The organism is Paenibacillus sp. FSL R7-277 (genome assembly GCF_000517965.1).
GTDB lineage: Bacteria > Bacillota > Bacilli > Paenibacillales > Paenibacillaceae > Paenibacillus_AQ > Paenibacillus_AQ silagei.
In genome coordinates this window covers 69,522-83,043 of sequence record NZ_ASPX01000079.1, presented here as the reverse complement: position 1 = coordinate 83,043, position 13,522 = coordinate 69,522, and the positions used below count along the sequence as shown (strand labels likewise).

Sequence of the window (13,522 nt, the reverse complement as noted above, 5' to 3'; positions counted from 1 at the left end):
CGTGGCGGATACGGCAACCTTTGCCTTCAAGCTAGTTGTGGACCCGGTCAAAACCACCACAGAAATGAAGCAGCAAGCGCAATATCTGATTGACCATCCCGAAGTACTGGTGGAAGCGGCGAAGATGGCGTATCATCAGTTTGACGAGGGCACCCCGGAAGAGAAGGCGAGAATGCTGGGCTCGGTTGCATCGATTCTGGTCCCCGGATTCCAGGTCACCAAAGCAGGCAAAGTGGGGAAAGTCCTAGGCGAGGTAGAAGACGCCGTCAGCCAAGCGGCGAAGGATGCCCTGCAAGGGATCAAGCAGAAGCTCCCGAATCTGGGTCCAGTAGTGCAGACGCCGGAAGGGTTTGTTTTCAAGATAGGGGAGATCCCCGATACGCCAGCCTTGCCGAAGACACCGGTGCAGCAGCGGTATATGGATGGGTTGGAGGGTGGGGGCGGTAGAGTTGAGGGGACGGATAATTCTAATAGTATTGTTAAAATATTTAAGGACGGAAATAAAACAAATTATAAGAACCCTGCTGGGAATGAGCTATCGTGGACTGATCAGCATCCTAGAAGTATTAATAATGATATTGATGCTAAGTTAAACAGTTCAGACCCGGGTAAGGCTACCGAGGCTAAAGTAGCTTCTTTTGTAAGAGAAAATAAGGAAGTCACAGGGTTTGGACAGCAAGTTAAAAAGGCAGATAATAGTTTAGCTGGTGATTTAGATGTTGTTACTAAAGATGAGATTATTGAAGTTAAAAAATCAATAAAGGCAATAACAGATGTAGAACAGTTTGATAAATATATAAACCCAAATAACGGTAGTTATTTCAATCCCGGTCAGAAGAAAGTTATTTTGTATATTGACAAACCATTGACAAACTTACATCCAAATGATTTAAAAAAATTACAGGAGATTAAATCTAAGGGCGTTACTATTGTTAATTCCCTGGATGAACTTAAGGAGGCGTTAAAATAAAATGGGTACTTCGGCAGTTATTTTGACACTAAAAGAAGAATATTCACCTGAGAAATTGTTATCAGATACAATAGTCTCAGTATTCCATGCTAATGCAACTCTGTATTTTCATAATAATAAAAATTATTCGGATAATGGGGAATTTTCGTATACTACACTGAACATTAATAACAATTCATTTGCAGAGAAAAGTGAACAATCATTTATTTTTTCAGTTCACGCTATTAACAGTCCAAGTATTGATTTTTACTATCATGAAGATTTGAAACTGGATTCTAATTTATCATTATGTCAAGTTGGTCATATTGAAGATATTTATGGTGTTCAAAAATTAATTTTTAATTTTATTTATGAATACCTCAGATTGAATCCTGACAATTACTTTTGGGTTACAGATTATGATTGGGTTTATAGCTGGGGGGACATGAAAAAAATGAAATCTTTACCATATGATCCGGATTGGTGTTATATAGATCCAAGGTTGATTGATTTACCTTGAAATATTCTGCCACCTAGTATTTTCCCAGATGGCTTGGGGTTTATAGAGTAAATACAACAAGACGAAGATAAGAAATGCTACTTGATACCAAGGAAATTAGGCATAATAAAGAAATCAATCACGCTAATAACGCTTTTAAGTTCCATAGTACAGGTCAATTATGGTCAGAATCTGCCATAGTTGATCTTTTTTTATTCTTGGCTAATCTCAATGATCAGTTTCATAGAATCACCTATCTTTTCCGTAGAAATAGCTCTTAAAGAGTGCTCTGCATTAAACCTATAATGAGTGTGTATTGCAGCGAGGGGAGGGTGGGCTGAGTTATTCTTCGATTTTGTAATTGTTGTAATCGCTATCATTAGAGGGCTGTGAATATCACTGTGTGTTGTTCCACATCAGATTAAGGAGGAATAGAATGCGTAACAAGTCTGTTACATGGTCGCTTGTAATTACGCTGCTCATCTCAACGCTATTCATGGCGGCTGGACCGCTTAACCGTTCGTCGGCTGCTGGCGGAGCGAATCTGGCACTTAACAAAACCATTACCGCCAGCGGGCAATCCCAGAATTATACGCCGGATAACGTTAAGGACAGTAATCAGAATACGTATTGGGAGAGCGCAAATGATGCTTTTCCCCAGTGGATTCAGGTCGATCTGGGTACGCTCACCAGTATAGACCAGCTTGTGCTGAAGCTTCCGGCAAGCTGGGAGACCAGGACGCAGACGCTGGCTGTTCAGGGAAGTACGAACGGCTCTACCTTCACAGATATCGTTGCTTCGGCCGCATATGTCTTCAACCCTGCGGTGGGGAACAACAGTGTCACGGTGAACTTCAATGCTGCCAGCACACGTTATGTCCGTCTGCTGTTCAGTGCGAATACGGCCTGGCCTGCGGGCCAGTTGTCCGAGCTTGAAATCTACGGTACCAGCACCCCAACCTCTGCCCCTACAGCCAGCCCTACTGCATCACCGGTTCCAGCGGGCACCTATGAAGCAGAGGCTGCTGCATTATCCGGCGGAGCGCAAGTGAACACGGACCATGCCGGATACTCCGGCACAGGCTTTGTGGACAACTATCTGGCCCAAGGTCCGGCCACCACCTTCACGGTAAATGTGCCTGCGGCGGGTACACGGAACGTTACACTGAAGTATGCCAATGCAAGCGGAAGCGACAAGACGATCAGTATCTACGTGAACGGAGTTAAGCAGCGCCAGACCACCTTGCCTAACCTGGCGAACTGGGACACCTGGAGTACGAAGGCTGAAGCACTCCCGCTGAATGCTGGCAGTAACAGCATTGCTTACAAATACGATGCAGGGGATACGGGCAATGTCAATTTGGATCTAATTACGGTAGCGGCTGCAATCATCGCCACGCCCGTACCTTCACCTACAGTAGCTCCAACAACTGCCCCTACACCAACGCCAACGCCGGTAACTACCCCTGCCCCTACAGCTACGGTGGCACCAACTTCCGCACCAACACCAGCACCGACAGCAACACCGGTGCCTACACCAACGGTGTCCCCTGGAGGGAACATCGCCATTGGTAAGGCGATCAGCGCCTCCTCCAGCACGCAGAATTTCGTTGCCGCGAATGCGAACGACAATAACACGGCAACTTACTGGGAAGGCAGCGGGAATCCAAGCGCCCTTACGCTCGACCTTGGAGCCAATCATTCGATCACTTCGATTGTGCTGAAGCTGAATCCGGCAGCCGAATGGGCGGCCCGGACCCAGAACATTCAAGTGCTCGGACACAATCAGAATACGACAACCTTCAGTAGCCTCGTTTCAGCTCAGACCTATACCTTCAATCCGGCTTCGGGCAACACGGTGACCATTCCCGTGACGGCAACCGTTAAGCGGCTTCAGCTTGCTATCGCCGCCAATTCCGGTGCACCAGCCGGACAGATCGCTGAATTCCAGGTATTCGGCACACCGGCAGCGAACCCGGATCTTACGATTACAGGCATGAGCTGGACTCCTGCTTCTCCGGTGGAGACAGGCAGTGTAACTCTGAATGCAACGGTAAAAAACATTGGCAATGCCGTAGCGGCTGCCACCACTGTCAATTTCTACTTGAACAACGAGCTGGCGGGTTCGGCACCCGTTGCGGCTTTGGCTGCAGGGGCTTCAGCTACAGTCTCCTTGAATGCCGGAACGCTAACAGCCGGAACTTATCCGCTTAGTGCCAAGGTAGATGAAGCGGGCCAGATTATTGAGCAGAACGAAAGCAACAACAGCTATACGAATTCTTCGCCGCTGGTAATTGCTCCAGTCTCCAGCTCCGACCTTGTCGGGACGACTTCCTGGTCACCGGGGACACCGGCTGCGGGAAACAATGTATCTTTCACAGTTAATGTCAAGAATCAGGGCAATGTTGCCTCCGCAGGCGGCGCCCATGGCATCACAGTAGCCCTGAAGAACGCCGCAGGCTCAACCGTGCAGACCTTTACCGGCTCCTACACCGGCGTAATTGCTGCCGGGGCTTCTGTCAATGTGTCGCTTCCCGGTACCTGGAGTGCAGTGAACGGAAATTATACGGTCATTACAACTATTGCCGCAGATGCCAATGAGGTAACAACCAAGCAGGCCAACAACGTGAACACTGTGAATCTGGTCGTATATGCTTTGCGCGGAGCAAGCGTTCCCTACAGCCGGTATGATACACAAGATGCGACCCGCGGAGGAGCTGCGGTGGTGAAGTCCGCTCCCAATTTCGATCAGACGCTGATTGCCTCCGAAGCTTCGGGACAGAGTTATGTGGCTTTACCTTCTAACGGAGCTTATGCACAGTGGACAGTGAGAGCGGGGCAAGGCGGTGCCGGAGTCACCATGAGATTCACGATGCCGGATTCGGCAGACGGAATGGGTCTCACCGGTGCGCTTGACGTATATGTGAATGGAACCAAGGCTAAGACCATTCCGCTCACCTCCTATTATGCCTGGCAATACTTTTCTGGAGATCAGCCGGGTGATGCGCCAAGTGCTGGACGTCCGCTATTCCGGTTCGATGAAGTTCACTGGAAGATGGACACCCCTCTGCAGCCCGGAGACACCATCCGTATCCAGAAGAACAACGGAGACAGTCTTGAATACGGGGTGGATTTTCTGGAGATTGAACCTGTACCGGCAGCCATCGCCCGTCCGGCCAATGCTATATCAGTGACTGAATATGGTGCGGTTGCTAATGACGGACAGGACGACCTGGCCGCCTTCAACAGTGCGGTTACAGCCGCCGTCTCCAGCGGGAAATCACTCTACATTCCAGCTGGAACTTTTAATCTGAGCAGCATGTGGGTCATTGGTTCGGCCAGCAACATGATCAACAACATTACAATTACAGGTGCAGGCTATTGGCACACCAATCTGCAATTTACGAATCCCAATGCGGCTGGCGGGGGCATCTCCTTCCGCGTCCAAGGCAAGCTGGATTTCAGCAACTTGTATATGAACTCGAATCTGCGGTCCCGCTACAACCAGAATGCCATCTACAAAGGCCTGATGGATAACTTCGGCAACAATTCGGTCATCCATGACGTATGGATTGAGCATTTTGAATGCGGTATGTGGGTGGGGGATTATGCGCGGACACCGGCGATTTTTGCGAACAATCTGCTTGTAGAGAACAGCCGCATCCGCAACAATCTGGCAGACGGCATCAACTTCTCCCAGGGGACCAGCAATTCTACTGTCCGCAATACCAATGTGCGCAATAACGGGGACGACGGACTGGCTGTCTGGCCGAGCAATACGTTCGGGGCGCCGGATGGGGTGAATAACACCTTTTCGTATAATACAATTGAGAATAACTGGCGTGCCGGCGCTATCGGCATCTTCGGGGGCAGCGGTCACAAGGCGGATCACAACTACATTATCGACACGGTGGGCGGCTCCGGTATCCGGCTGAATACGACCTTCCCGGGGGCGCATTTCAACAGCAATACGGGGATGATTTTCTCGGATACGACGATCATTAACAGCGGCACCAGCCGTGACTTGTATGACGGGGAACGCGGCGCAATTGATCTCGAAGCTTCGAGTGACCCGATCAAGAACGTTACCTTCACCAACATCGACATCATCAACACCCAGCGCGATGCGATCCAATTCGGATACGGCGGCGGCTTCTCAGGTATCGTATTTAACAACATTAACGTTAACGGCACCGGTCTCGATGGAGTAACCACTTCACGATTCTCCGGTGCCCATAAGGGAGCGGCCATCTACACGTATACCGGCAACGGCTCGGCGACCTTCAACAACCTGACGACCAGCAATATTGCGTATCCAAGCTTGTATTTCATTCAGAGCGGGTTTGGGCTGTTGATTCAGTAGCCTAGAGATAGACAGGGGAGGGGCCTAAGTGGCTCCTCTTTTTGTGTAATCTTTTCATAGTAATTTCATATTTGCTTTCGATCTTTTGCGACAGCATTACAGCATCTCTGCATGTTATTCTATTCATTAAGTACATAATGACTTTACAAAGGGGAAACGTTGATGAAAAGGTTGCTTTATATCATTTTGGCAGTAGGTTTAATGATGAGTGTAACGCTCACGGGAGGGGCAGGTACTTCATCTGCTGCACAAGCTAATAAGGTATTGCGTATCGGTCTGGGAAGTCTTCCTGATCAGCTTGATCCGGCAGCAGCTGCGGATGACAGCACAGTGACGGTTCTCAAATGCTTATTTGAAGGACTGGTCCGGTTGAATGCGTCTGGTCAGGCCGTTCCGGCAATAGCAAAATCATGGACCCTCTCGAAGGATGGCAGAACGTATACCTTTGCGCTTCGCGGGGATGCGAAATGGAGCAACGGGCAGCAGGTGTTGGCCTCGGACTTCGAGTATGCGTGGAAGCGGGCGCTGGCTCCGGAAGCCAAGAATGTCTACGCTTTTAATATGTACATGATTAATAATGCGCAGAACTACAACGAGGGACTTCTGAAGGATACCTCCAAAATCGGCGTAAAGGCGTTGAATAACACCACACTACAGGTCACATTAAAGGAGAAAACCTCCTATTTCATCCAACTGCTCGCAGAGAGTATCTATTTTCCGGTGTACGCTAAGACTGCGAAGGCTAACAACCAATGGGCAACAGACCTTAAGTCTATGGTAACCAATGGTCCCTTCAAGCTCAAGACATGGAAGAGTAATGAGATTTCTATAGTTAAAAACCCTGCTTATTATGCGGCCCAAGAAATTAAGCTGCCGGAGGTACGTCTTCTGCTGCCTGAGAATCCGACAGTCGCTTATATGAACAAGGAGGTTGACTGGGTTGGAGGCGGAGGGGTGGAATCAGTGGATTATACATCCTTAGATAGCGCATCTTACCGCGACCTGCATGAAGGGTCGTATGCTTCCACCTATTTTTATCAATTCAATCTGACTAAGCCGCCGTTTGACAATCTGAAGATCCGCCAGGCATTGGCGATGGCGATTGACCGCGAAGCCTTGCGTTACGGCAATCCGGCGTTTGGATTTGTGCCGCCAAGTATTCATGGGACCCAGTTGAATTTCCGCACAGAGATGTCGGACAAGATGTACTTTCATGAGGATGTGGCGGCGGCCAAGCAATTACTGAAGGAAGGCATGAGAGAAGCGGGACTCACCAAGTTCCCCAGCTTCACTATTATCGTGAATGAATATATCAATCATGACGTTATCGCAAGTAAAGTGATCAAGGACTGGCAAAAGAACTTAGGCATTGAAGCAAGTGTAGAAATCCAAAGCTTCGAGGAACTGCTGGATAATCGTATACATCAGAAATATGCTATAGCAAGAGCGGGATGGAGCGCTGATTTCAATGATCCGGCCTCGATGCTGGAGCTGTTCAGTTCACAGAATGTCTCCAATGATACAGGGTGGAGCAGTACAGTGTATGACCGTTATATGCAGCAAGCCCGGCAGGCGGCCGACCCCGGCACGCGTATGCAGATCTATGCCACGGCCGAACAGCTGCTCATGGATCAAATGGCAGTTATTCCGCTGTTTTACACTGTGACTGATTATTTGAGTCATCCGAATATCAAAAATGTATATGTTGACTACGACGGGTCCATAGCTTTCACAAGAGGCTCGTGGCGGTAAAAAGCGTTTAGAATATAAGGATCAGGAAGTCATGAGCAGATTGCTGCTTGTGGCTTCTTTCTTTTGGCCCGGAAGCTCTTCACCAATCGTTCAAAATCAAGCCGTGTCCGTACAGACAACAGCGCATATCTATGTTAATATACGTTGTGAATGAATATAAAATAATTCATTCATAATCTGGGCTGGTATCAAGAGAACTACTATTTTGCATTCTATTCTGGAGGGACTATCATGAAGAAGGTCATCGCAATCATCGGCAATCAGCAGAAGAACAATACGTACAGAGCGGTCCGTGAGTTTGAAGCACAGCTCCGAACCTACGGGGAGATTGAGTTTGAGTATATTTTCCTCAAGGACTATAGGCTGGAGTTCTGCCGGGGCTGCAAAACCTGTTTCAGTAAGGGCGAAGAATATTGTCCGCTCAAAGATGACCGGGATGTGCTGATCGAGAAGCTGGAGCGTGCGGACGGTGTGATTATGGCGACTCCCAATTACGCCTTCCATGTCTCGGCATCGATGAAGAATCTGCTGGACCGGCTGGCGTATGTGTTCCATCGGCCGCAGTTCTTTGGCAAGACGTATACGTCGATCGTCAATCAGGGGATTCACGGCGGGAATGCGATTGTCAAATATCTTAGCAGCATGGGAGAGAATCTGGGTTTCCAGGTTACCCAAGGGTGTGTGCTTAGTACGATGGAGCCAGTTACCCCGGCAGCCGCGCAGAAGAATGCAGTGAGAATCCGCAAGTCTGCGGCCCGCTTCTACAAAGGACTGATGCGTCCGGCACCGCCGGCTCCCACATTGTTCCGCTTGCTGATGTTCCGGCTGTCCCGGACCAGTATTCAGCATATGCTGGATGAGCGGTCAAAAGATTACCGGCATTACCAGGCTAACGGCTGGTTTGAAGCGGCGTATTATTATCCGGTCTCTCTGGGTCCTGTCAAAAGTTTGGCTGGACATCTGTTTGACAGAATCGGTAAAAGAATGGCTAAACGCGCTTAATAATGAATGAACTTAAATATATTCATTCATAACCAGGAGGGTCAACATGAAAAAGAAGTGGAAACGCAACCTGCTGCTGGTGTGCCTAACCGTGATTCTCGTGGGACTAATCGGCTCAGGCGCGGCATTGCTGTATACAGAAAAAGAGCGCCGTGAAGCGCGAAACGTAGAGATCGATCAAGTGAACTTCAACAAGCTGCATGCAGGTGAGTATACAGGTGAATATGCTGGCGGAATGTATAAATGGAGGGCGAATATGGTGCTGGTTACCGTCACAGCGCACAAAGTTACAGCGATCCAGCTCCTGGAGCATGCGGAGAATCAGCCTGCGGCGTCGGCAGATGAATTGTTCGGCAGAGTGATCCAGGCTCAATCGCTTCAGGTAGACAGCATCAGCGGTGCGACGCTTACAAGCAAAGCCTATCTCAAGGCCATAGAGAATGCCCTTCACAAGAGCGTTGAAATGTAACAAATATTTTGCAATACTAGCAATACCATTATGTGATCCTTACGCGAAAAAGAAACCAAAGGAGCAACATCCATATGCATACTGACTCATTATCCGCCATCGCGGCGGGATACCGCCATTCTGTTCTGCTCTTGCCGGACGGAACCGCGCGGGCTTGCGGCGAAAATACATACGGGCAATGCGAGGTAAGCGGCTGGCGTAATATAATTGCGGTTGCAGCGGGCAATGCTCATACAGGGAATTCGCATACAGTAGGGCTAAGATCGGATGGAACGGTGATCGCTGCAGGCTGGAATAAGCATGATCAATGTAACGTGGGCGAATGGCACGATATCGTTGCGGTTGCAGCAGGCTGGCGGCGTACGGTCGGGTTGAGGGCAGACGGAACAGTGGTCGCTGCGGGAAGAAACAACGAAGGTCAATGTGAGGTCAGTGGCTGGGCGGATATCGTTGCGGTTACCGCAGGAGACTGGCACACGGTTGGACTTAAGGCCGATGGTACGGCTATTACAGCGGGGAACAACCGCTATGGGCAGCGGAATGTGAATGGCTGGCAGGAGCTGACGATGATCGCAGCGGGTTATCTTCATACGACCGGTCTTAGAGCAGACGGCACAGTAGAAGCTACAGGTCTGAATAAGCGCGGACAAGGTGAAGTAGGCGGCTGGCGCAAGATTAAGGCCATCGCGGCTGGCAGTCATCATACGGTAGGCCTTCAATGGGATGGTACGGTGACGGCTACAGGCTGGAATGATTACGGCCAATGTGAGGTAAGCGGCTGGACGGATATTGTTGCCATTGCGGCAGGCTGCACCCACACGCTCGGTCTACAGAAGGATGGCACAGTGGTTACGGCGGGGAGTAATGCGTATGGGCAATGTGATACAGCGCTGCTGCATGGTCGATCATCTTAATGCAATCTTAATGCTACAGCGGAATCCGTAATACTATGCTCATTATGCACATGCTATACTAACGCTACAGTGTACAATGGCTAGCCTATAGATGGGCTTAGAGGGAAGGAAACCTTCAGATGATAGGGGAAAATACAGCGAAGAAGCGGCGCGGAAGGCTGAGGATATTCTTCGGTTATGTACCGGGAGCAGGGAAGACCCGGGCGATGCTGGAGGCTGCCCATGTGGAGCAGAAGAACGGCCAACAGGTGCTGGCGGGCTACATTGAAGCCCATGACAGAGCAGATATAGCGGAGCTTATTAACGGACTGGAGCTGTTGCCGCCGCTGGACATTCCTGTAAACGGGACCACCCGGCGGGAATTCGATCTGGACCAGGCGATCCGCAGGAGGCCGGACTTGATTTTACTGGATGAGCTGGCCCACATCAATGCTCCGGGTGTACGCCACAAGCGGCGGGTTCAGGATATGGAGGAGCTGCTGCGCGCGGGAATAGATGTCTATACTACGGTTAGTATAGAACAGCTGGAAAGTATGACCGATGTTGTAGCATCCACGACCGGAATGGCTGAGCCAGCGCGTATTCCCGACAGTGTGTTCGAGCGTGCGGACCAGGTCGAGTTCATTGATATCAGTCCGGACATTTGGCTGAAGCGTCTGCATGAGGGGCGAATCTTTTCCACGGGGCAGCTCCGGCAGGAGGCCGGTGATCTGTACACTCCCCAGAAGCTGGTCGCTTTGCGGGAATTGGCTCAACGGTACAGGGCGGATCAATTCAAACGTTATGAGGGCAAGTTAGGAGAACGGGCAGTGGAAGCCAACTTGTACAGCAGAGAACATATCCTGGTCTGCCTGTCGTCGGCAATATCCAACAAGAAGGTCATCCGCACAGCGGCGAGAATGGCCGAAGATTTGCAGGGGGAATTCACTGCTCTCTACGTGGAGACCTCTCGAACGAAAGAGTTAACGGCAAGGAACAAGTCGGAGCTGCGGGAGAATCTGCGGCTGGCCGAACAGCTTAATGCGCAGGTTGCCACTGTCTACGGGGAGGATGTGCCGGCACAGATCGCCGAATATGCCAAAACCAGCCGGGTCTCCAAAATCATCCTGGGCCGGTCGCAGAATCGCAGCCGCTGGTCCGTCGGTTCGGGTTTCGTAGATAAACTGACGGCTGCTGCCCCGAATATCGACATCTATATCATCCCGGATCAAGAGTCTGCCTTGCAATCCAAAATTCCGCAATATGCCAGACCTCCGCTTCTCACCCTGGCTGATACGGGCAAAACTCTGGGGATTCTGCTGGTCTGCACGATCATCGGGTTGTGGTTCAAGGTGCTCGGCTTCAGTGAAGCGAACATTATCACCGTCTATATTCTGGGTGTTCTATTGGATGCGATGGTTACAAAAGGACGGCTGTACAGCGCGGTGACATCGATTTTGAGCGTGCTGGTCTTTAACTATTTTTTCACTGAGCCATATTTCTCGCTTCAGGCCTATGACTCGGGGTATCCGGTGACCTTCCTCGTCATGCTGGCCGCCTCGTTCATCACCAGTACGTTGACGTTGCGGGTGAAGGAGCAGGCCAGAGAATCGGCGCAAAAAGCCTACCGCACCGAGGTGCTCCTGGAGACTAGCCGGAAGCTGCAGCAGGCCAAAGACACGCCCGCCATTCTGAGCGAGACCGCGCTGCAAATGCTCAAGCTGCTGGACCGGAGCATCATCATCTATGAGGTTGTGGACGATGGGCTCTCGGAGCCGCTGCTGTACAACAAGGATGGAAGTACGATTGACGCTCAAAAGGCTAAGCTGGAAGCGGAACGCGAGGTAGCGGAATGGGTGCTGCGGAACAATAAACGGGCCGGAGCGTCTACCGATACCTTCTCGGCGGCCCATTGTCTGTATCATGCGGTGCGAAGCGGCGATACGGTGTTTGCAGTAGCAGGAATTGTGATGCAACAGGAAGAGCCGCTGGAGGTGTTCGAGTCAAGTCTGATGATTGCCATGCTAGGCGAATGCGCTCTCGCGCTGGAGAAAGACAAGCTGAATGAGCTGCAAAAGGAAAGCTCCCTGCAAATCAGGCAGGAGCAGCTGCGTGCCAATCTGCTGCGCGGTATCTCGCATGATCTGCGCACGCCGCTTACGAGTATATCCGGTAACGCAGGCATCCTGATCGGCAATTCGGCGGTGCTGAGTGAGGAGCAGAAGCAGGAGTTGTACAACGATATTTATGACGATTCGATCTGGCTGATCAATCTGGTGGAGAATCTGCTGTCGATTACGCGGATTGATAACGGTGCGCTTCATTTGAACTTTCAGGCGGAGCTGCTGGAGGAAGTGATCGCGGAAGCGCTGCTGCATGTGAACCGCAACAAGGAGGATCATGTGATCCGGGTGGTGCTCGAAGAGGAACTGCTGATGGCCCGGATGGATTCACGGCTGATCATTCAGGTGATCATCAACCTGGTGGATAATGCGATTAAGTACAGCGGGTCGGGTTCACATATTACCCTATCCGCCAGACAGGAGAAGGGGCTAGTAGTGGTCGAGGTCGCTGACGATGGGCCGGGAATATCCCCAGAAGCGAAGGCCAAGGTGTTCGAAATGTTCTATACGGCGGACAATGTGCGGGGAGATGGCAGGCGCGGTCTGGGCCTGGGCCTTGCGCTCTGCAAATCAATTATTCATGCCCATGGCGGGCATATTGAAGTACAAGATCATGCACCGCAGGGAACGGTCTTCCGCTTCACCCTGCTGGCAGAGGAGGTGAATGTCCATGAATAAACCCATGATTCTGGTCGTCGAAGACGACAAGCCGATCCGCAAGCTGATTACCACAACTCTGGAGACTCAGGGCTATAAATACCATACCGCAGAGACGGGGGAGGCATCCATCCTGGAGGCCGTATCCAGTCAGCCGGATCTGATGATTCTGGACCTCGGTCTGCCCGATATGGACGGTGTGGATATTATCCGGAAGATCCGGGCGTGGTCGAACCTTCCGATCATCGTGGTCAGTGCCCGCAGCGAGGACCGCGACAAGATCGAAGCGCTGGATGCCGGAGCCGATGATTATCTGACCAAGCCCTTCAGCGTGGAGGAGCTGCTCGCCCGGCTGCGGGTCAGTCTGCGGCGAATCCGGGGGGACAGCGAGAAGCTGATGAAGGATTCAGCCTTTTTTGCGAACGGAAATCTGCGGATTGACTATGCGGCGGGCTGTGTCTGGCTGGACAATGATGAGATCCACCTGACGCCGATTGAGTATAAGCTGCTGTGTCTGCTGGCGAAGAATGTCGGCAAGGTCCTGACCCATAATTATATCCTGCATGAAATCTGGGGCAGTCCTACGTATGATATTCCGGCGCTCCGTGTGTTCATGGCTACGCTCCGCAAGAAGATTGAGCGCAGCCCTTCCCAGCCCAAGGTGATCCAGACCCATATCGGTGTGGGCTACCGGATGCTGCAGGCGGGAGACGACAGCCGAGTGATTTGAACCGGCTTACGGAAGCCGTATAGCGTGTTTCATAGTGTTCCTAACCATGCCTTTGCAGGCATGGTTTTTTTGCCGTTCCGGCGGA

At 50.9% G+C, this 13,522-nt stretch carries 8 protein-coding genes and 1 pseudogene; all 9 read left to right on the top strand.

Going from position 1 to position 13,522, the window contains the following annotated elements:
* A pseudogene (locus C173_RS34720) lies at window positions 1-970 on the top strand (hypothetical protein); the annotation flags it as partial.
* 1 nt (window position 971) lies between these two features.
* Window positions 972-1,469, top strand: coding sequence for a hypothetical protein (locus C173_RS22040; protein ID WP_036728532.1), 498 nt, complete (start codon window positions 972-974; stop codon window positions 1,467-1,469).
* 415 nt (window positions 1,470-1,884) lie between these two features.
* Window positions 1,885-5,811, top strand: a complete 3,927-nt coding sequence (locus tag C173_RS22035) for a discoidin domain-containing protein (protein ID WP_036728529.1) — start codon at window positions 1,885-1,887, stop codon at window positions 5,809-5,811.
* A 186-nt stretch (window positions 5,812-5,997) separates the two neighbouring features.
* Window positions 5,998-7,563 (top strand): peptide ABC transporter substrate-binding protein, encoded by a 1,566-nt coding sequence (locus C173_RS22030; protein WP_235191980.1) that lies wholly within the window; start codon window positions 5,998-6,000, stop codon window positions 7,561-7,563.
* A gap of 231 nt (window positions 7,564-7,794) precedes the next feature.
* Window positions 7,795-8,565 carry a flavodoxin family protein gene (locus C173_RS22025; RefSeq protein WP_036728524.1) on the top strand — a complete coding sequence of 257 codons (771 nt, stop codon included), beginning with the start codon at window positions 7,795-7,797 and terminating at the stop codon, window positions 8,563-8,565.
* Window positions 8,566-8,611: 46 nt separating this feature from the next.
* Window positions 8,612-9,034 (top strand): FMN-binding protein, encoded by a 423-nt coding sequence (locus tag C173_RS22020; protein ID WP_036728521.1) that lies wholly within the window; start codon window positions 8,612-8,614, stop codon window positions 9,032-9,034.
* A gap of 74 nt (window positions 9,035-9,108) precedes the next feature.
* Window positions 9,109-9,948: an RCC1 domain-containing protein gene (locus tag C173_RS22015; protein ID WP_051478282.1), complete on the top strand. Its 840-nt coding sequence runs from the start codon at window positions 9,109-9,111 to the stop codon at window positions 9,946-9,948.
* Between the two features lie 119 nt (window positions 9,949-10,067).
* Window positions 10,068-12,728, top strand: a complete 2,661-nt coding sequence (locus C173_RS22010; protein WP_036728518.1) for a sensor histidine kinase — start codon at window positions 10,068-10,070, stop codon at window positions 12,726-12,728.
* Entirely contained in the window at window positions 12,721-13,437 is a 717-nt protein-coding gene (locus tag C173_RS22005; RefSeq protein ID WP_036728515.1) for a response regulator, read from the top strand. The genes C173_RS22010 and C173_RS22005 overlap by 8 nt, the downstream gene beginning before the upstream one ends.
* Window positions 13,438-13,522: the final 85 nt, after the last annotated feature.